Genomic DNA, 19688 nt, shown 5'->3' with positions numbered 1-19688 from the left:
CGTCAGCCGAACCGGCCCGAGATGTAATCCTCGGTGGCCTTCTTGTTCGGATTAGAGAAGATCTTCTCGGTGTCGTCGATCTCGATGAGCCTGCCGGGTTTGCCGGTGGCCTCGAGATTGAAGAACGCCGTCTGATCGCTCACTCGGGCGGCCTGCTGCATGTTGTGCGTGACGATGACGATCGTGTAGTCCAGCTTCAGCGTCGAGATCAGGTCTTCGATGGCCAGCGTGGAGATGGGATCGAGAGCCGAGCACGGCTCGTCCATCAACAACACATCGGGTTGCACCGCAATGGCTCTCGCGATGCACAACCGCTGCTGCTGGCCGCCGGACAGGCCACCGCCGGGCTTGTCGAGCCGGTCCTTGACCTCGTTCCACAGGTTCGCACCCTTGAGCGAGCGCTCGGCGACCTCGTCCAGGGTCTTCTTGTTGCGCACGCCCTGGAGCTTCAGGCCAGCGACCACGTTGTCACGAATCGACATGGTGGGGAACGGATTCGGCCGCTGGAACACCATGCCGATGGTCTTGCGCACGCCGACCGGGTCGACACCGGCACCGTAGATGTCCTCGCCGTCGAGCAACACCGAGCCCTCGACGCGGGCGCCCGGGATGACCTCGTGCATGCGGTTGAGCGTGCGCAGCACGGTCGACTTGCCGCAGCCGGACGGGCCGATGAACGCGGTAACGCTGCGTGGCTGCACCGACAGCGCGACATCGGCGACAGCGTGGAATGCGCCGTAATAGATGTTGACGTCTTTGAGATCAAGCCGTTTGGCCATGGTGTGCTCCTAGAACTTCTTGGGGGCAAAGAGTTTGGCGACCAACCGGGCCGCAATGTTGAGCACCGCGACCAGCAGGATCAGCGTCAGCGCCGCGCCCCACAGCCGGTCGGTCGGCACCGGGTTGGCACCCGCACCTGCCGAGATCTGGTCGTACATCATGCCCGGCAGCGAGCCCATAAACCCGCTGAACATGTCGAAGTTGATGGCCTGGGCGTAGCCGACCAGGATCAGCAGCGGTGCCGTCTCCCCCATGACACGGGCCAGAGCCAGCATGACGCCGGTGACGATGCCCGACAGCGCTGTCGGGATCACGATGCGCACGATGGTCTTCCACTTCGGCACGCCGAGCGCGTAGCTGGCCTCCCGCAGGTCCATCGGAACGATCCGCAGCATCTCCTCCGTCGCTCGCACGATCACCGGAATCATCAACAGCACCAAGGACAGTGACACCGCGAAGCCGGACCGGCCGAAGCCCAGGGTGGCCACCCAGAGTGCATAGATGAACAGTGCCGCCACGATCGAGGGCACGCCGGTGAGGATGTCGACCATGAAGGTGGTGACCCGGCCCAGCCGGGTGCCACCGCCGTACTCGACGAGATACACCGCGACCATGACGCCGATCGGAATGGAGATGATCGAGCACACGAGGCCTTGCAGCAACGTACCGATCAACGCGTGATACACCCCGCCGCCGGGGGCGAACGCGGTCATCCCCGCCTGGGAGTTGGTGAACCATACCGGGGAGGTAATCGCTTTGAATCCCTTGGCGACCGCCGACCACAGCACCCACAGCAGTGGTACGAGTGCGATCAGCATGGACGCCGAAACAAGCACGGTGGCAAGGTGATTGGTCAGCTTGCGACGAAGGCTGACGCCCTGGAAGGTCGGCGACTTGACCGGCTGGTCCAATGTGGCGGTCATCGCAGCATTCTCCTCTTCGCGCAAGCGCTCATCGGGCACCCTTTCCGGCAACGACAGCGCGCGCCAGCGAGTTCACCACGAACGTCAGGATGAACAGCACCAGACCGGCAGCAATGTAGGCGCCCGCCTTGTACTGATCGTTGAATTCGCTTGCCGTGGCAGCGATCTTGCTGGCGAAGGTGTAACCACCGTCGAACAGCGACCAGCCGAACGCAGTCTGGGTGCCACGCAGGATGATCAGGAGGGCGATGGTCTCACCGAGCGCGCGCCCGAGGCCGAGCATCGCGCCGCTGATGTAGCCCGACAACCCGAATGGCAGCACCGTCGTGCGGACAACCTCCCAGCGGGTGGCGCCGAGGGCCAATGCGGCCTCGATCTGCCCACGCGGAGTTTGGACGAACACTTCCCGCGTCACCGCGGTGATGATCGGCAGGATCATCACGGCCAGGACGATGCCCGCAGTGAAAATGGTGCCGCCGCCGGCCAGCGACACGTTGCCTGTCTTGAACAGGAACAGCCAGCCCAGGTTGTGGTTGAGCCATACCGCCACGGGCCGCAGCACGGGCGCCAGGACGTACAGGCCCCACACGCCGTAGACGATCGACGGCACCGCGGCCAGCAGATCAACCATGTACGCCAGCGGGCTGGACAAGCGCCTCGGCGCGTACTGAGTCAGGAAGACTGCGATGCCCAGTGCGACGGGCATCGCCAGGATCAGCGAGAACATTGACACGAACACGGTCACCTGGATCAAGTCGAGGATGCCGAAATGCATCGCCGAGGTGTCGGTGGTGATCCAGGTCCCGCCGTAGAGGAAGAAGTTCTCTTGGTTGCGGGCCAACGCCGGGATGGCCCGCCAGAGCAGGAACACCCCGATCGCCGCGATGAGCGCGACGATCAGGATGCCCGAGCCTTCGGCCAGACCGTGGAAAATGCGGTCGCCCAGCCGTACTTTCGCCGCCCCACGCGACGGATCGGTGGAGATGGGTTCCGGCGCGGGGTGGGGCGCGGCCAGCGACTCGCCCGACCCCGCCTTGGCAGGATCAGGTGTTGTCACAGTTGTCCCGTCCGGGTTCCTGTCGGTCATGTGATCGAAAATCCATCCTCACCAGAATAATTGCGCCGCTGAACTAGGCGATCGCGTTGACCGAAGTCAACAGGCGCTGCTTGAAGGCGTCCGGAAGCGGAACGTAACCGGCGTCGCCCAGGCCCGACTGGCCCTGGTTGGCAGCCACCGTCAGGAACGACTTGACAGCTGCGGAGGTGTCGGCGTCATAGCCCTTGGAGCAGACGATGTTGTAGGTCGCCAGCACCAGCGGGTACACGCCGGCTTCCTTCGAGCCGTACAGCGAGTTCAGGTCGAGCTTGAGGTCGTTGCCCTCGGCGGCGAACTTGGCGGCGTCGATCGCCTTGGCCGCCGACTCGTTGCTCAACGCGACCGGGCCCGCACCGCTGTCGATCTGCGCGGCCGACAGCTTGGCCTGGTCGGCGAAGCCCTTCTCCACGTAGCCGATCGCTCCCGGGGTGCTCTGCACGGCCTGCACCACGCCCGAGGACTTCTGCGCACCCTCACCGGCGCCGCCCTGGAACTCGCTGCCCGCGCCCTTGGTCCACGCCTGCGGCGCGGCGGCAGCCAGGTACTTCTGGAAGTTGTCGGTGGTGCCCGAGGAGTCCGAGCGGTAGACCGGCTTGATGTCGACGTCCGGCAGGTTGGCGCCGGCGTTCAGCGCAGCGATGGCCGGGTCGTTCCACTTCTTGATCTGGCCCTGGAAGATCTTGGCCAGCACGTCACCGTTGACGACGAGCTTGTCGACGCCCTCGAGGTTGTAGGCCAGCGCGACGGGACCGAACACCAGCGGCAGGTTCCACGCCGGATTGCCGCCGCAGCGGTCCGCGGCGGCCTTGACCTGATCGCCGCTCAGCGCCGAGTCGGAGCCTGCGAAGTCAACCTGCTTGGCGATGAACTGCGTGCGACCCGCGCCCGATCCGGTCGGGTTGTACGACAGGTTCTTGCCCGGGCAGGCCTGGCCCCACGCCTGGTTGAACAGCGCGATGGCGTTCTGCTGGGCCGTCGAGCCTTCCGCGGTCAGCGCATTCTTGCCACCGCACTCTGCGGACGCCGCAGCGGTGCCCGATGCGGCGGAGGTCGTCTTGGTGCCGGCGTTGTTGTCGCTACCGCAGGCGGTCAGCGTCAGCGCGGCGACGGCCGTCGCAGACAAGAACACTCCGAGCGGAGTGCCGACCCTCTTACCAATGCTGTTGAGCTTCACTTATCCCACTTTCGTTTGACGGCGTCAGACTCCCCGGCAACGTATGCGGCCGCAGTGGACGGTGTGGTGATGGAATATGAACGGACGGTGAACAGGTTCAGCGTGTTCACTGCTAGTCGCGTTGCGAGGCCCCATAGGCCGCATCGACAACAGCCACCTCGAAACCGAGTTTTCGGTAAGTGTTCACCGCCGCCGAGTTATTTGCCTCGGCGTAAAGCATGACCACAGGCTGTGAAGTCCCTGACAGCGCCGCTGCGAGGTGGTGCAGCCCGGCCAAGGTCAACACCGACCCGAGTCCGCGGCCCTGCGCGGACGGATCGACGCCCACCACGTACACCTCACCGAGACCGGAGCCGTCCGGCAGGCCATCGGCGTGGACCTTCGTCCAGTGGAAGCCCACCAGCCGTCCGGATGTTTGTGGTTCCCCTTGCGAGCCGGTCCCGTCGTCGAACGCCAGGAACAGGCCCTTCGGGTCGAACCACGGTTCGTCGCGACGTTCGGCGATCTCCCGCTCGGTCCAGCCACCCTGCTCGGGGTGCCAAGAAAAGGCCGCGTTGTTGACCCGGAGCAATTCGGCGTCGTCCTGCGGCCCCGCATACGTCTTGATCGTCACGCCGGCGGCGTCCCGCTGGGGAGGCAGATCGGCCAGCGGACGACGCATCTGCAGCAGCTCCCGGACGATGACGAGCCCCAGCTTCGACGCGAGCGCCCGGGCGGGCTCGAGGTTGCCGTGCGCCCAGATCCTGGCGCCGGGCCCGCCCTCCGAGAGCCCCGCGCGAGCCAGCTCCGACCCGGTCCCGTGCCTTCTGGCATGTGGGTGCACCACCAGCTCGGCCATGGCCGGATCGTCTCCGTCGGCCGGGGCCAGGTTGAGGTAGCCGATCACCTCGTCGCTGTCGGTAGCGACCAGGTGACGGGTGCGGTCACGGCTGAGCTCGCGCAGAACCTGATCACCGACCGGCGCGATCCCGTCGTGCTCCGTCGCCGCTGTGATCAGCGCACGGATCTGCTGTTGATCGGCGCCGGACAACGACGTGCGCCAGTTGATCTCGGTCACTGGCTGGGCAGCCGATCGGCCAGCGGGCCGTTGGCGACCGGCGGCGAGTAGTCGTCGTCATCGTCACTGTCGTCGGCTGTCTGTCCCACGGCCGGCGCGCGTCCGCGGGACGGGCGGACCGCCTTGTAGCCGACGTTGCGCACGGTGCCGATCAGCGACTCGTACTCGGGCCCCAGCTTGGCGCGCAGGCGACGCACGTGCACGTCGACCGTGCGGGTGCCGCCGAAGAAGTCGTAGCCCCACACCTCCTGCAGCAACTGGGCACGGGTGAACACCCGGCCCGCGTGCTGTGCGAGGTACTTCAGCAGCTCGAATTCCTTGTACGTGAGGTCGAGCGGACGGCCGCGCAGCCGCGCGGTGTACGTGCCCTCGTCGATGACCAGCTCGCCTAGCGAGATCTTGCCGGCGTTCTCCTGGCTGGCCGCGCCGCCGCGGCGCCCCACCAGCAGCCGCAGCCTCGCGTCGATCTCGGCGGGGCCGGTGCCCGGCAACAGAATCTCGTCCAGGCCCCATTCGTGGGTCACGGCGACGAGTCCGCCTTCGTTGAGCACGGCGACCACCGGAACCGATGTCCCGGTCGTGCCCAGCAGTCGACACAGACCACGGGCGGCGGCCAGATCCACCCGCGCATCGACGATCGCCACGTCGGCGTTGCCCGCCTCCAACAGGGACGACACCTCGGTCGGCGCTGTCCGCACGCTGTGTGCCAGCAGCGACAGGGAGGGCAGGACAGACTCCGGATGCGGGTCGAGGGTGAGTAGCAGCAGATCCAACAGGTCCTCCGGCGCACCGGGAATCACTTTGGAACCGCCCGGACGCCGATGTCGGAGGTGGTTACCCGGATTCATGGCTGACACGTGGCCGTTACCGGCCATTTGTCTACTAACGATAACGCCTTGCCTGCGGATCGGCCGCGCCGCGAGAAACGTCCGCCCGGACGTGGGCAACAATATGCCGGTGCGGAAACTGGTGATCGGCTTCGTCGCGACCGTGCTCGCACTCGTCGTGGCGGCCGTCGGCGTCGACTTCGGCGCCGCCATCTACGCCGAATACCGGCTGGCTCGCACGCTGCGCACGGTCGCCGCCCTGAACTGGGACCCCACCGCAGCGATCCTCGGATTCCCGTTCATCACCCAGGCCCGTAGGCACCAGTACAACGAGGTGGAACTGCGGGCGATCGGTGTGGACCACCCCGTGGTCGGCAAGGCGTCGCTGGAAGCCACGATGCACCACATCAACCTGACCGAGGCTTCGTGGCTCATCCGGCCGAACGCGCCCATGCACATCGGCAAGCTGGAGAGCCGCATCATCATCGATTCCACCCATGTCGGACGGTTCATGGGGATCGACGACCTGCTGGTGGAGGCCCCGTCCCGGGAGACCAACGACCCCACCGGCGGCACCACCGAATCGGGCATATCGAGCAACCAGGGCCTGGTCTTCACCGGCACCCCACGGGCCGCGGGCATCGACAAGCGCGTCAGCGTCACCGTGGATCTGTCCATCGCCGGCGAGGACCACAGCACGCTGGTGATGACCGCTACCGGGGTACTCACCGGTGCAGGCACCGCCGACCAGCCCGTTCCCGAGGACAAGACCGCCGCGGTGCTCGCTGAGTTCAGCAGCACCATCACCGGGCAGAAGCTGCCCTTCGGCATTACGCCGACCAGTGAGGGTGCCCGAGGATCGGACATCATCATCGAGGGCATCGCCGAGGGAGTAACCGTCGAGCTGAGCGAGTTCAGACAGACATGAGCGCTTCCATGATCACCGTGGTCGCGGTACTGATCGCCGCGCTGGGCGTGGCGTACGTGATCGGCAGGCTGGTGACGCTGCGCGCCGGAATGCTGCGGGCCGCCGACGAGGCCGCCGCGCAGCTGGACACCTCAGACCTCGGGCTGTCCACCACCGGGCCGACCATCCTGCATTTCAGCGCGGAGTGGTGCGGACCGTGCGCCGGGGTGCGCCGCGTGGTCGACCAGGTGTGCGCCGAGCTGCCCGCGGTGGCGCACGTGGAGATCGACATGGACGCGAATCCGGCGGCGGCGCGGCGTCTTTCGGTTTTGTCCCTGCCGACGACGTTCATCTTCGACGCCGAAGGGCATCAGCGGTACCGCACCAGCGGGGTACCCAAGGCTGCTGACCTGCGCACAGCGCTCGAACCGCTGTTGGCCTGAGTCGGCGGTTATTGGGTAAGCTGTCGCTCGTGTCCGCCCGCATTGAGCTTGTGCTCACCAAGCGCCGCGCAGTCGATCTGTGCCGCGTCGCGGGCTGCTGCTGTTGTTGTTGTTGCTGCTGAGCGCTTCCGCGCGTCTTGACGTGCCCGCTCGGAGTCTTGCCCTCCGGCCTGCTCACCTCCAGCCTTCCAACAACAACAGGAGCTTGTTCACATGTCAGGTCCTCACCTCGAGACCACCGGTCAGGTCGACGTACGCGGCCCCCGATTCGCCGCCTGGGTCACCACCGGTGCGCTGATCCTCACCCTGCTGATCTCCGGGGTCAGCAGCGTCGCGGCGGCCATACTGCTCGGCCTGCAGGCGGTGGTGTTCGCCATCGGTGCCGTCGGCGGTCCCCGCAGGCATCCGTACGGCCGGGTGTTCGCCACGCTCGTGGCGCCACGCCTTGGCCCCGTCACCGAACGTGAACCGGTTGCTCCGCTGAAATTCGCTCAACTGGTCGGCTTTGTGTTCGCCGTCGTCGGTACCGTCGGCTTCGCGCTCGGCGTCCCCGCGCTCGGCTTGGCCGCCACCGCGCTGGCCTTGGTGGCAGCGTTCCTCAATGCCGCGTTCGGCATCTGCCTCGGCTGCCAGATCTATCCGCTGGTGGCCCGTTTCCGTCGCACGCCAAGCCCCGCCTAACACCGCCAAAAACCAAGCAACCGAAAGGATCTCGTCTATGGCACGCTCCGACGTCCTGGTCTCCACCGAATGGGCCGGGAACAATCTCGAAACTCCTGGCGTGGTATTCGTCGAGGTCGACGAGAACACCAGCGCTTATGACGACGAGGGCCACATCCCCGGCGCCGTCAAGCTGGACTGGAAAGACGACCTGCAGGACGCCGTCAAGCGTGACTTCGTCGACCAGCAGCAGTTCTCGAAGCTGTTGAGCGACAAGGGCATCAGCAATGACGACACCGTAGTTCTGTACGGCGGCAACAACAACTGGTTCGCGGCCTACGCCTACTGGTACTTCAAGCTGTACGGCCACGCCGACGTCAAGCTGCTCGACGGCGGCCGCAAGCGCTGGCAGCTCGACGGCCGCCCGCTGGTCAAGGACGCGGTCAGCCGCCCGGAGACGTCGTACTCGGCCAAGCCGCAGGACCACAGCATCCGCGCCTTCCGCGACGACGTGATCGCCGCGATCAACGTCAAGAACCTGGTCGACGTGCGTTCGCCCGACGAATTCTCCGGCAAGATCCTGGCCCCCGCACACCTCCCGCAGGAGCAGAGCCAGCGGCCCGGACACATCCCCGGAGCCATCAACGTTCCGTGGAGCAAGGCCGCCAACGAGGACGGCACCTTCAAGTCCGACGAGGAACTCGCTGCGCTGTACGCCGCGGCAGGCCTGGACGGCGAGAAGGAAACCATCGCCTACTGCCGGATCGGTGAGCGCTCGTCGCACACCTGGTTCGTGCTGCAGGAACTGCTGGGACACCAGAACGTGAAGAACTACGACGGCAGTTGGACGGAATACGGCTCCCTGGTGGGCGCCCCGATCGAGTTGGGAAGTTGATATGTGCTCTGCACCCAAGCAAGGACAGACGTTGCCGGCCGGCGTCGACCTGGAGAAGGAAACCGTGATCACGGGACGCGTGGTCGACGGCTCCGGCCAGGCAGTCGGCGGGGCGTTCGTACGCCTGCTCGACTCCTCCGACGAGTTCACCGCTGAGGTGGTGGCGTCGGCGACCGGCGACTTCCGCTTCTTCGCGGCGCCGGGCACCTGGACCCTGCGCGCGCTGTCGCCCGCCGGCAACGGTGACGCCAGCGTCGCCCCGACCGGTGCCGGGATCCACGAGGTCGACGTCAAGGTCGCTTAGTGCTCTTCGCTCGAACGTGAGCTTGTGCGCGAGGATTCGCCCGTATTTCGCACACAAGCTCACGTTCGGCGAGTGACCGCCGGCACACCACCCGGGGCCACGAGACGTCTGCCGAGGAACTAGACTCATCGGCGTGGTGCTCTTCTTCGAGATCATGCTTGTCGCGGCTGTCGTGGTCATCACGTGGTTTGCGCTGTACACCCTTTACCGGCTCGTCACTGACGAGTCGTGACGTCCGAGCAGGACGTTCCAGCCGACGGTCCTGAGCTGGTCGTACCGGGCTCCGGTGACCGGGCGGTCGCCGCGGCTGCCGAACGGGCCAAGGCCACGGCAGCGCGCAACATCCCGGCCTTCCAGGACCTACCGCTTCCCGCCGATACCGCGAATCTGCGCGACGGCGTGGGCCTCAACGACGCTCTGCTGGCGCTGCTGCCGCTGGTGGGCGTCTGGCGCGGCGAGGGCGAAGGCCGCGACGCGGACGGCGACTACCGGTTCGGCCAACAGATCGTGGTATCCCACGACGGCTCTGACTACCTGAACTGGGAATCCCGGTCTTGGCGGCTCAACGCGGCCGGGGACTACGACTCCCCCGCCCTGCGGGAAACCGGCTACTGGCGCTTCGTCGACGATCCGTCGGATCCGTCCGAGGCCCAGGCCATCGAATTGCTTCTCGCGCACTCCGCAGGCTACGTCGAGTTGTTCTACGGCCAGCCGCTCAATCAGTCGTCGTGGGAGCTGGCCACCGATGCGTTGGCCCGCAGCCGCTCCGGTGTGCTGGTGGGCGGTGCCAAGCGGCTCTACGGCATCATCGAGGGCGGCGACCTGGCGTATGTGGAGGAACGCGTCGACGCCGACGGCGGACTCGTTCCGCATCTGTCGGCCCGGCTGAGCAGGTTCGTCGGCTAGTGCGCCGCCTCGGATATGCGGTGGCCGCGCTGGCCGCCGCGGCAACCCTGGCGTCCTGCTCGACCGACAGTGCTCCGCAACCGGCACCGACATCGACGCCCCCCGAACACGGCTCGTTCGCGCACTGCCTCACCGAGCATGGTGTGCCCGCAGCACCAGGCCCCGTCGCGGGACCGCCTCAAGGGGTCGACCCGGGTACCTGGCAGAAGGCCATGACAGCGTGCTCGGACCTGGCTCCCGGGCCGCGCTAACCGCTCACACAGCGGGCACATAGCTTTCCGATAACCCGCGCCCAGCACGCCCGCATAGCGTCACCGCCATGAGACGGACGATCTTGAAAACGGTTTTGACCGGGGTGGCGGCCGCCGCGCTCATCGGTGGTGTTGCCGCCTGCTCGTCGAACCAACCGCAGACCGGGCAAACCAACTCGGCGTCCGCTGCTGCGTCAGCGGCACCGGAATCGGCGGCACCCGACGCCTACGGCCAGTGCATGCAAGATCACGGTATGCCCGCCCCTCCCGGAGGGTTCGGTCAGCGGCCGCCGGGGCATCCTGACGGCCCGCCGCCCGACGGTGCAACACCTCCCGAGGGAGCGCCTCCTGCCGGGCCGCCACCGGGGCACCACGGTGCCGGTGCGACACCGCCACCTCCGCCGGGAGTAGACCAAGACGCCTGGGACAACGCGTTGCAGGCGTGCGCCTCGTTGGCGCCCACACCGCCTGTCCGGTAACGAGAATTCCGCGCTGGATATGGAGCGGCCCCCGAGCCTTGGTTCCTGGGTTGGACTGACCGAGGGGCTCGGGGGCCGGGTGGCTGCGGGGAATTCGCCAGCGCGCGCAGGCAATTCACCCCGCGCTGCTAGCGGGCAGCCACCTCACATGTCCATAAATCAATCAATTTTTCGGACCACCTCCTTCCCTGTGTACGAGCGACCGTACCCCCGTATCTGCACCGCGACAAGCGATTTAATCTCAGCGATCGCTGACGATGGCCGCGTCCACCAAACCTGCCAGTTCGTCGTGCAGCGGGGCGTCGGGCAGGCGGTGTCCGTCCAGGGTGTGCACGCGCGCGGCGAGCGTGATGCTCGATACCAGCCAAACCCCTTGTGCAGCAATGAGATCTGCTGGTGTGAGTTGGCGGTAATCGCAGTCGTAGCCCTTGTTGCGGGCGACCTCGAAGAGCGCCTGCTGCGTCGTTCCGCGCAGGATCGGGTACCACGGCGGCGGCGTGAGCAGCAGCGGCGCCCCGGATTCGTCCGGGGTCGCGATGACCACCGTGGACCGCGGCCCCTCCAGCAGATACCCGTCGGAGCTGACGAAGATCACGTCACCGGCGCCATGGCGCGCGGCGTGGCGTAGCGCGGCCATGTTGACCGCGTAGGACAGCGTCTTGGCGCCTGCGACCAACCACGGCATGTCGGCGGCGCCGAGTGGCAGTCCCCGATCCAGCGTTATCGCCGCGACCCCGTCCCGCCGGGCACCGGCTACCCGGTCGGCCAGCGCGCCGATGGTCGCGAACGCCGTCGGCGGCCCGCCGCTTTCGCGGCCCCGGCTGTACACCAGGCGCAACACCCCGTCGCCGGCCTGATCGGACGAGTGTTCGGCCACCCAGCGCTGCGCACCGATGCCCACCGCGTTGCGCCAGGCCGGCAGATCGGGCTCGGGCAGGTCGAGCATCCGGGCGGACTGGCTCAGCCGCATCAGATGCGACTCCAGCAGGCACGGTCTGCCGTCGCGGATCAGCAGCGTCTCGAAGACCCCGTCGCCGCGCACCGCAGCCAGGTCGTCAGCGTGCAGTAGAGGTGCCGTCGGATCGTGGAGTTGCCCGTCCAGGGTGACCACCACGGCTGGTTGACTCGCCATGGGGCCTCACCCTAGCGCCGTAGAGTTGGACCATGTCAGAAGTACCGACTGCGGTTCCCGCACCCGACAGCAGCCCTGATGCCGGTGCCGTGTGGCATTACGGCGATCCCCTCGGTGAACAGCGGGCCGCGGCCCGGGGTGCCGTCGTGGTCGACCGCTCCCACCGCGCAGCGCTCACCCTCACCGGGAAAGACCGCCAGAGCTGGCTGCACAGCATCTCGACGCAGCATGTGAGCGCGCTGCCCGACGGCGCCGTGACGGAGAACCTCAGCTTGGATCTGCAGGGCCGGGTCGAGGATCACTGGATTCAGACCGAACTCGGCGGCACCACCTATCTCGACACCGAGTCGTGGCGGGCCGAACCGCTGCTCAGCTATCTGCGCAAGATGGTGTTCTGGGCCGACGTCCAGATCGAGCCGGCCGAGCTCGCGGTGCTCTCGCTACTGGGCCCGGCGCTTGCCGACTCGGCGGTGCTGACCGCGCTGGGCCTCGATGTCCTGCCCGCCGAGCTGTCGGCGGTCCCGCTGGCAGACGGCGGATTCGTCCGCCGCATGCCTGCCGACACGCTCGAACTCGATCTCGTGGTGCCCCGCGATCAGGTCGACGCGTGGAAGCAGCGGCTGGCGGCGGCCGGGGTGCAGCCCGCCGGGGTCTGGGCCTACGAAGCACACCGGGTCGCGGCACGTCGGCCGCGTCTGGGGGTCGACACCGACGAACGCACCATCCCGCATGAGGTTGGCTGGATCGGGTCCGCGGTCCATCTGGACAAGGGCTGCTACCGGGGCCAGGAGACCGTCGCGCGCGTACACAACCTGGGCAAACCACCGCGCATCCTGGTTCTGCTGCAGCTCGACGGATCCTCCGAACGCCCGTCGCCCGGTGACCCGGTGACCGCGGGCGGCCGCACAGTCGGCCGGCTGGGCACCGTTGTCGATCACGTCGACGAAGGCCCGATCGCGCTCGCGCTGCTCAAACGCGGAATTCCGGTCGAGACCGAGCTGCTCACCGGCGGCGAGGTAGCCGTGGCGGCCGTCATCGACCCGGACTCGATGCCTGCCGCGGACACCAGCGCGGGCGCCGGACGAGCTGCGGTGGATCGGCTGCGCAGCGGGACATGACGGCACTCACGCCCCCTCGGAGGCAGGGCCTGCCAGCACTTCGCCGCCGGGCACGGTAAAGTGTTGGCAGGACAATAAAGACACACAGATCGGAGCCGCCTAGCAAATGGGCCGCTCCGTTATTGCGCGAGGGGGTCCCCCCATGGGCCGCGGCCGGGCTAAGGCAAAGCAGACCAAGGTTGCACGTGAGCTCAAGTACAGCTCACCGCAGACCGATTTCTCCCAGCTCCAACGTGAGCTGTCGGGTGCTCCCGATTCCGAGGATGCAAACGACGACGCCGACGAGTGGGCTAACGAGGACGACTGGCGGCGCTGAGCTGACCGGCATTCCGGCCCCACGGCACCTTGTCCGCAGGGCCGGATTCCTCTATCCGCGAGAAGAACCCTTTCCGGGTTAGAAGCGCGGGTGCTGACCGACGAGTTGGGCGCGCAAACTGTCCTTCCCGCCCTTCTCGACGGTTCCCAGCGTCCAGCAGTTCAGGTGCCGCGCAGTCAGGATCGCCAGCGCACGGTCGGTGTCCTCCGGCGCGACGACGGCGACCATGCCGACGCCCATGTTGAACGTCTTCTCCATCTCGACGCGTTCGATGCGGCCACGCTGGGCGATCATCTGGAACACCGGAGCGGGCGTCCACGTGCCGCGATCCAGTGTCGCGGTCAGGCCGTGTGGGATGACCCGTTCCAGGTTGCCGGCCAGGCCGCCGCCGGTGACGTGGCAGAACGTGCGGACCTGTGTTTCGGCCGCCAGTGCCAGGCAGTCCTTGGCGTAGATGCGCGTCGGCTCCAGCAGCTCTTCACCGAGGGTTCTGCCGAACTCCTCGACGTGGCCGGCCAGGTTCATGCGGTCGATCTCCAGCAGCACCTTGCGGGCCAGTGAGTAGCCGTTGGAGTGCAGGCCACTGGCCGCCATGGCGATGATCACGTCGCCAGGCTTGACCCGATCAGGCCCCAGCACATCGTCTGCCTCGACGATGCCGACGCCCGTCGCGGAGATGTCGTAGTGGTCGGGCTCCATCAGGCCCGGGTGCTCGGCCGTCTCGCCGCCGAGCAGCGCGCAGCCGGCCAGCACACACCCGTCGGCGATGCCGGACACGATGGCGCTGACGCGTTCCGGGACGGTGCGCCCGACGGCGATGTAGTCCTGCAGGAACAGTGGCTCGGCCCCGCACACGACGAGATCGTCGACGACCATCGCGACCAGGTCCAGTCCGACGGTGTCGTGCTTGTCCATGGCTTGGGCCACCGCCAGTTTGGTGCCCACTCCGTCGGTCGACGAGGCCAGGACCGGCTCGCGGTAACCGCCGCGCAGTGCGAACAGTCCGGCGAAGCCACCCAGACCACCCCGGACCTCGGGACGGGTTGCTTTGGCAGCGAGCGGTTTGAAGAGTTCTACAGCGCGGTCACCGGCTTCGATGTCCACCCCGGCCGATGCGTAGGAAATGCCCTGCTGATCGGCGATGCCGTGCTGTGCGGCGCCTTTAGTCATCGCAAATAAGGCTACCGCCCCGGAGATCGGCGCGATACAGCGCCAGCGCGCTGACGGTCTCCTCAGGGCCTGCGCAGCGCCGAGACGTTGTCGTTCTCGGCGCTCACCGGGATGCCGCTACGCGCCGCGGTGGCCAGCATGTGCTCGACGACGTTCTTGCCGAGCGCGGCCTCACCAGGCAGTTCGATCGGGTAGTTGCCGTCGAAGCAGGCCGAGCACAACCGGGTGGCGGGCTGCTCGGTGGCCGCGATCATCCCCTGCTGGGAGATGTAGCCCAAGGTGTCGGCGCCGATGGCGTGGCGCACGGCCTCCAGCATCTCACCCTCGTGTTCCTTGGGCGCGGCGTTGGCGATCAGTTCCGCCGGGGTGGCGAAGTCGATGCCATAGAAGCAGGGCCATTTGACCGGCGGGGACGCGATCCGGACGTGCACCTCGACGGCGCCGGCTTCCCGCAGCATGCGGACCAGGGCGCGCTGGGTGTTGCCGCGGACGATCGAATCGTCGACGACGATCAGCCGCTTGCCCCGGATCACCTCTTTGAGCGGGTTGAGCTTGAGCCGGATGCCCAGCTGGCGGATGGTCTGCGACGGCTGGATGAACGTGCGGCCCACGTAGGCGTTCTTCATCAGGCCCTGCCCATACGGGATGCCCGATTCCTGCGCGTACCCGACCGCCGCCGGGGTGCCCGATTCGGGCACACCGATCACCAGGTCGGCGTCGATGGGGTGCTCGCGGGCCAACCGCCGGCCGATGTCGACGCGCGTGGCGTGCACCGAACGGCCGACAAGCGTGCTGTCGGGGCGGGCCAGGTAGACGTATTCGAAGACGCAGCCCTTGGGTTCCGGGTTGGCGAAGCGGGTGGAGCGCACCCCGTCGGCGTCGATGGCCAGCAGTTCTCCTGGCTCGATGTCACGGACGAACGAGGCGCCCACGATGTCGAGGGCCGCGGTCTCGGAGGCGACCACCCAGCCGCGGTCCAGCCGGCCCAGCGACAGCGGCCGCACCCCGTGCGGGTCGCGGGCGGCGTAGAGGGTCGTCTCGTCCATGAAGGTCAGGCAGAACGCGCCGCGCACGGTCGGCAGCAGGTCGAGGGCGGCCTGCTCCAGCGTGGCGTCAGCGGCGCCGTGGGCCAGCAGTGCGCCCAGGATGTCGGAGTCCGTCGTGGCCGCCGGGGCACCCTTCATGTCGATGAGGCCCGCTTCGCGCGCCCGGCGGGCGAGTTCGGCGGTGTTCACCAGGTTGCCGTTGTGCCCGAGCGCCACGCCCGTGCCTGCGGCGGTGTTGCGGAAGACGGGTTGGGCGTTCTCCCACGTGGTGGAGCCGGTGGTCGAGTAGCGGCAGTGGCCGACGGCGACGTGGCCCGGCATGGCGGCCAGGGTCTGCTCATCGAACACCTGGCTGACCAGGCCCAGATCCTTGAACACAAGGATCTGTGAACCGTCGGTGACCGCGATACCCGCGGCTTCCTGACCACGGTGCTGCAGCGCGTACAAGCCGTAGTAGGTGAGCTTCGCGACGTCTTCTCCCGGGGCCCAGACCCCGAATACACCACACTCTTCGCGCGGTTCGTTGTCGTCGAGTTCCTGACCAGTCACGATAGGGCTGCTCCCGGGGCGGCGGTTGGAGACATCACAGAGTCTACGGTCCAGATGGGCCTGAAAAAGAATCGAATGGCCGCTTCTGGTATCGGGAACGTTCAACAACGGACGCCGCGGCCGCATTTCCGGCCCACTCCGGTGGTGTGGACAACCCCACCCCGATCCGTCGGGATAACCCCATCGATTCGCCACTGGCCAACGGCAAGGATGACTTTCGTGACCAGTCAACTCTCGGAGAAGCCAGATACCGGTCCTGCCGATTCCGTCGGCGAAGCTCAACGGCACCCGTGGTCCAACGTGACGAAGACCTCATTTCGATTCTGCTTCATCTACTTCGGCCTGTTCTGTCTGCTGTTCGCGCAGATCACGTTCGCCTTCCTCGGCATCGTCGGCCGGTGGTTGCCGGAATCGGCCGTGATGTGGCAGATGACGGTGCTCGGCCCGGTGTTGAGCTGGGTCGGCAGGAATGTCTTCGGTGTCGAGGCGGTGTTGCATCGGGATTCGGGCAGCGGCGATCAGGCCGCCATTTGGGTAATGGTGTTCTGCCTGCTGGTCATCGCCGTCGTCGGCACCGCGGTGTGGTCGCTGGTCGACCGGGACCGCCGCGACTACTCGCGACTGTGGGCGTGGTTTCTGACGTTCGTGCGGTTGTGCGTCGCGGGCCAGATGCTGTTCTACGGGTTCGCCAAACTCATCCCGACACAGATGCCGAGCCCGCCGTTGACCGCGTTGCTGCAGCCCTACGGCAACTTCAGCCCCGCGTCGGTGCTGTGGCTGCAGGTGGGCACGTCGCAGCCCTACGAGATGGCGTTGGGCGCCGCGGAGGTGCTGGCCGGGGTGCTGCTGTTCCTGCCGCGCACCGCGACGCTGGGCGCGTTGGTCGGCCTGGTGAGCATGGCGCAGGTGTTCCTGTTGAACATGACGTTCGACGTGCCGGTCAAGATCCTGTCCGGCCACCTCCTGCTGATGAGCCTGGTCGTGCTCGCCCCGCAGCTGCGCCGGTTGACGAACCTGTTTGTGCTGCAACGCCCGTCGGAGCCGGTCAGCCAGCCCGAGCTGTTCGGCACCGAGCGCGCCAATCGGAGAATCGGCACGGCTCAAGCAGTGCTCGGCGTCTGGGTGGCGATCGGCTGCGTCTGGACCGGTTGGCAGGCCTGGCACCAATACGGTGGCGGTAGCGCCAAACCCGAGCTGTACGGCATCTGGTCGGTCGGCGAGTTCAGCGTCGACGGCACGCCGCTGCCGCCACTGACCACCGACCAGACCCGTTGGCAACGTGTGGTTTTCGACAAGCCCGGCGCGATGACCTACCAGCGGATGAACGGCGACCTGGTGGACGCGACCGCTGAGATCAGTGCGGACACCATCCGGGCCTCGGAACCGGGCGGCCACGTGCTGGCCGAACTGACCGTGTCACGCCCGACTGCGCAGCAGCTGCACCTGGTAGGCACCGTGCAGGGCCGTCCCGTTGCGATGACGCTCAACCAGGTCGACCTGACCGGATTCACCCTGCGCAACAGAGGTTTTCACTGGGTTCAGGACTATCCGTTCTTCCGCTGAACGCTATAGCGCGACCAGTGGTAGCCACCGCGCGACCTCGGTGGCGCGCGAACCCGACAGCTGCACGACGCCCGTGGCGTCGTCGAGCGACAACAGCCCCGTGGCAAGCAGCAGCCAGGTGCGGGCGTCGGTTTCGACGACGTTCGGCGGCGTGCCGCGGGTGTGGCGCGGCCCCTGGATGCACTGCACCGCCACGAACGGGGGTACCCGCACCTCGACGCTCGCGCCTGGTGCAACCGCGGCCAGCGTGCGCGCCGTGAGCCGTACCGCGTCGGCAAGCTCGGCCCGACTTGGCTCTGGGGCGCCTGCGTCGCGCAACCAGTCGGCTACCGCCGACACGGCGACCCGGGTCTTCACCGGATCTGCACTACCGCGCGCTGCCATACCTTAGTGTCTCAAAGTGTTTGCCGATCGCCACAATCCGCCGTACAAGACGGCCGGAGCCGCTCTCCTTGCGGTCGTGGCGCTTCTGCTGATGCTGATCGCGCTGCAGTTCCGCGGGGCTTTCCAGCCGAAAGCCCAGCTGACCCTGTTGTCCTCACGCGCCGGCCTGGTGCTGGACCCGGGATCCAAGGTCACCTACAACGGTGTCCCGATCGGCCGGGTCGCGGGTGTCAGCACAGTCAACGGCGATGACCTCAAAGCGCGGGTCATGCTCGACATCGACCCGCGTTATCTGAACCTGTTACCTGCCAACGTGGAAACCTCGATCCAGGCCACCACCGTGTTCGGCAACAAGTACGTCGCCTTCCGCTCGCCGCAAAAGCCAAGTGCAGAGCGGGTTTCCACCACCACGCCGGTCGAAGTGTCCGCGGTGACCACCGAGTTCAACACGCTCTTCGAAACCATCACGGCCATCTCCGAGCAGGCCGACCCGATCAAGCTCAACCAGACCCTGTCAGCCACCGCGCAGGCGCTGTCCGGTCTCGGCGACAAGTTCGGCCGTTCGCTGGTCGACGGGAACGCCATCCTCGACGACCTGAACCCGCGGATGCCGCAGTTGCGCCACGACATCAGCGCGTTGGCCGATCTCGGCGATGTGTACACCGATGCGGCGCCGGACCTGTTCGACGGGTTGACCAGCGCGACCCGCACCGCAGCCACGTTCAATGCCGAGCGCGAGAACATCGATTCGGCACTGATGGCGGCGATCGGGTTCGCCGGGACCGGGGCCGACATCCTGGAACGCGGCGGACCGTACCTGCAGCGCGGCGCGCAGGACCTGATTCCGACGTCGAAGCTGCTCGACGAGTATCAAGGCGAAATCCTGTGCATGATCCGCAACTATCACGACGTCGCGCCGGAGCTGAACCTGGCGCTCGGCGGAGACAACGGCTATTCGCTGGCGTCCTCCGGCACGCTGTACAGCATCGGTTCGGCCAATGCCTTCGTCTATCCGGACAACCTGCCGCGCGTGAACGCCCACGGCGGTCCCGAGGGCAAGCCGGGCTGCTGGCAGAAGATCACGCGCGACCTGTGGCCCGCTCCGTATCTCGTGATGGACACCGGGCTGTCGATCGCGCCGTACAACCACCTCGAGCTCGGCTCACCGATGTTCACCGACTACGTATGGGGCCGTCAGATCGGGGAACCGACCATCAACCCGTGACGCAGGCGTTGACATCAACTTTCGTTGAGGTTCTACCGTGACGACATGTTGTTCAAACCGCACGAGATCGCATTTCTGCGCGATGCCGACCTGGGTAGGTTGGCCACCATCCAACCCGACGGCACGCCGCAGAACAGCCCGGTGGGCTTCACGTACAACGAGCAGCTCGGCACGATCGACATCGCCGGTTACCGCATGTCGCACAGCCAGAAATTCCGCAACATCGCCGGCAATCAGAAAGTCGCATTCGTGGTCGACGACATCGCCTCCCGCAACCCGTGGCGCGTTCGCTGCCTGGAGATCCGCGGCACCGCCGAGCAGGCCCAGGTGCCTGCCGCCCGCGGGGCCGCGGGCGATGAGTTGGACACCGCCATAATCCGGGTGACGCCGCGCAAGATCATCAGCTTCGGCATCGACGATCAGGAAACCGAACCGCACCAACTGATTCCTGACGTCAGGACGATGTAGGCGGCCTTACCATCG

General features: G+C 66.9%; 24 protein-coding genes. 14 read left to right on the top strand and 10 right to left on the bottom strand.

What is annotated here, in order from left to right:
- Positions 1-2: 2 nt before the first annotated feature.
- The 6 genes from pstB to A5784_RS03020 form a co-directional block, all read right to left on the bottom strand.
- Positions 3-779, bottom strand: coding sequence for a phosphate ABC transporter ATP-binding protein PstB (gene pstB, locus A5784_RS03045; protein WP_064942192.1), 777 nt, complete (start codon positions 777-779; stop codon positions 3-5).
- 9 nt (positions 780-788) lie between these two features.
- Entirely contained in the window at positions 789-1703 is a 915-nt protein-coding gene (pstA, locus tag A5784_RS03040; RefSeq protein ID WP_064942378.1) for a phosphate ABC transporter permease PstA, read from the bottom strand.
- Between the two features lie 28 nt (positions 1704-1731).
- Positions 1732-2790, bottom strand: coding sequence for a phosphate ABC transporter permease subunit PstC (gene pstC / locus A5784_RS03035; protein ID WP_064942190.1), 1059 nt, complete (start codon positions 2788-2790; stop codon positions 1732-1734).
- Positions 2791-2833: 43 nt separating this feature from the next.
- Complete coding sequence (gene pstS, locus A5784_RS03030) at positions 2834-3973, bottom strand: phosphate ABC transporter substrate-binding protein PstS (RefSeq protein ID WP_064942188.1); 1140 nt, start codon at positions 3971-3973, stop codon at positions 2834-2836.
- Between the two features lie 112 nt (positions 3974-4085).
- Positions 4086-5030 carry a mycothiol synthase gene (gene mshD / locus A5784_RS03025; protein WP_064942186.1) on the bottom strand — a complete coding sequence of 315 codons (945 nt, stop codon included), beginning with the start codon at positions 5028-5030 and terminating at the stop codon, positions 4086-4088.
- On the bottom strand, positions 5027-5806 hold the full coding sequence (locus A5784_RS03020; protein WP_197514622.1) for a winged helix-turn-helix transcriptional regulator: 780 nt from the start codon (positions 5804-5806) through the stop codon (positions 5027-5029). The genes mshD and A5784_RS03020 overlap by 4 nt, the downstream gene beginning before the upstream one ends.
- A gap of 175 nt (positions 5807-5981) precedes the next feature.
- Between A5784_RS03020 and lmeA the strand changes: the two genes are divergently transcribed.
- From lmeA to A5784_RS37350, 9 genes are all read left to right on the top strand, one after another.
- Positions 5982-6785, top strand: coding sequence for a mannan chain length control protein LmeA (gene lmeA / locus A5784_RS03015; RefSeq protein WP_064942374.1), 804 nt, complete (start codon positions 5982-5984; stop codon positions 6783-6785).
- Positions 6782-7207 (top strand): thioredoxin family protein, encoded by a 426-nt coding sequence (locus A5784_RS03010; protein WP_064942184.1) that lies wholly within the window; start codon positions 6782-6784, stop codon positions 7205-7207. The genes lmeA and A5784_RS03010 overlap by 4 nt, the downstream gene beginning before the upstream one ends.
- A gap of 29 nt (positions 7208-7236) precedes the next feature.
- On the top strand, positions 7237-7329 hold the full coding sequence (locus tag A5784_RS39775; protein WP_353651897.1) for an Ms5788A family Cys-rich leader peptide: 93 nt from the start codon (positions 7237-7239) through the stop codon (positions 7327-7329).
- 91 nt (positions 7330-7420) lie between these two features.
- A complete protein-coding gene (locus A5784_RS03005; protein WP_064942182.1) occupies positions 7421-7888 on the top strand; it encodes a DUF4395 domain-containing protein in 468 nt (155 codons plus the stop codon).
- Between the two features lie 37 nt (positions 7889-7925).
- Complete coding sequence (locus A5784_RS03000; protein WP_064942180.1) at positions 7926-8762, top strand: sulfurtransferase; 837 nt, start codon at positions 7926-7928, stop codon at positions 8760-8762.
- A gap of 1 nt (position 8763) precedes the next feature.
- On the top strand, positions 8764-9066 hold the full coding sequence (locus A5784_RS02995; protein ID WP_029369850.1) for a DUF1416 domain-containing protein: 303 nt from the start codon (positions 8764-8766) through the stop codon (positions 9064-9066).
- 228 nt (positions 9067-9294) lie between these two features.
- On the top strand, positions 9295-9972 hold the full coding sequence (locus tag A5784_RS02990; RefSeq protein ID WP_064942179.1) for a heme-binding beta-barrel domain-containing protein: 678 nt from the start codon (positions 9295-9297) through the stop codon (positions 9970-9972).
- Complete coding sequence (locus A5784_RS02985) at positions 9972-10223, top strand: hypothetical protein (protein WP_064942177.1); 252 nt, start codon at positions 9972-9974, stop codon at positions 10221-10223. The genes A5784_RS02990 and A5784_RS02985 overlap by 1 nt, the downstream gene beginning before the upstream one ends.
- 68 nt (positions 10224-10291) lie before the next feature.
- A complete protein-coding gene (locus A5784_RS37350) occupies positions 10292-10702 on the top strand; it encodes a hypothetical protein (protein ID WP_082944634.1) in 411 nt (136 codons plus the stop codon).
- A 241-nt stretch (positions 10703-10943) separates the two neighbouring features.
- Here A5784_RS37350 and A5784_RS02980 read toward each other — a convergent pair whose 3' ends face one another.
- Positions 10944-11834, bottom strand: coding sequence for an aminodeoxychorismate lyase (locus A5784_RS02980; RefSeq protein WP_064942175.1), 891 nt, complete (start codon positions 11832-11834; stop codon positions 10944-10946).
- Between the two features lie 32 nt (positions 11835-11866).
- On the opposite strand from A5784_RS02980, the gene ygfZ reads away from it, so the two are divergent.
- Together ygfZ and A5784_RS37345 are read left to right on the top strand one after the other, a co-directional pair.
- Positions 11867-12952, top strand: coding sequence for a CAF17-like 4Fe-4S cluster assembly/insertion protein YgfZ (gene ygfZ / locus A5784_RS02975; protein ID WP_064942173.1), 1086 nt, complete (start codon positions 11867-11869; stop codon positions 12950-12952).
- A gap of 142 nt (positions 12953-13094) precedes the next feature.
- Positions 13095-13268 (top strand): DUF3073 domain-containing protein, encoded by a 174-nt coding sequence (locus A5784_RS37345; protein ID WP_072278584.1) that lies wholly within the window; start codon positions 13095-13097, stop codon positions 13266-13268.
- 78 nt (positions 13269-13346) lie between these two features.
- Here the strand turns inward: A5784_RS37345 and purM are convergent, their stop codons facing one another.
- Entirely contained in the window at positions 13347-14438 is a 1092-nt protein-coding gene (purM, locus tag A5784_RS02970) for a phosphoribosylformylglycinamidine cyclo-ligase (RefSeq protein ID WP_064942171.1), read from the bottom strand.
- Positions 14439-14500: 62 nt separating this feature from the next.
- Positions 14501-16033: an amidophosphoribosyltransferase gene (purF, locus tag A5784_RS02965; RefSeq protein ID WP_064942169.1), complete on the bottom strand. Its 1533-nt coding sequence runs from the start codon at positions 16031-16033 to the stop codon at positions 14501-14503.
- 210 nt (positions 16034-16243) lie between these two features.
- Here purF and A5784_RS02960 point away from each other — a divergent pair, with 210 nt between their 5' ends.
- Positions 16244-17596, top strand: coding sequence for a DoxX family protein (locus tag A5784_RS02960; protein WP_232005920.1), 1353 nt, complete (start codon positions 16244-16246; stop codon positions 17594-17596).
- Between the two features lie 3 nt (positions 17597-17599).
- Here A5784_RS02960 and A5784_RS02955 read toward each other — a convergent pair whose 3' ends face one another.
- Complete coding sequence (locus A5784_RS02955; protein WP_064942167.1) at positions 17600-17980, bottom strand: sterol carrier family protein; 381 nt, start codon at positions 17978-17980, stop codon at positions 17600-17602.
- Positions 17981-17996: 16 nt separating this feature from the next.
- On the opposite strand from A5784_RS02955, the gene A5784_RS02950 reads away from it, so the two are divergent.
- Positions 17997-19205, top strand: coding sequence for an MCE family protein (locus A5784_RS02950; RefSeq protein ID WP_064942165.1), 1209 nt, complete (start codon positions 17997-17999; stop codon positions 19203-19205).
- 45 nt (positions 19206-19250) lie between these two features.
- The gene (locus A5784_RS02945; protein WP_064942163.1) at positions 19251-19673 is read left to right on the top strand and encodes a PPOX class F420-dependent oxidoreductase; all 423 of its coding nucleotides are present in this window, start codon (positions 19251-19253) and stop codon (positions 19671-19673) included.
- Positions 19674-19688: the final 15 nt, after the last annotated feature.

Source organism: Mycobacterium sp. 852013-50091_SCH5140682 (genome assembly GCF_001665685.1).
In the GTDB taxonomy this organism is placed as follows: Bacteria; Actinomycetota; Actinomycetes; order Mycobacteriales; family Mycobacteriaceae; genus Mycobacterium.
Note: the sequence above shows the minus strand (reverse complement) of the source record. Positions and strands in the feature narration are given on the sequence as shown.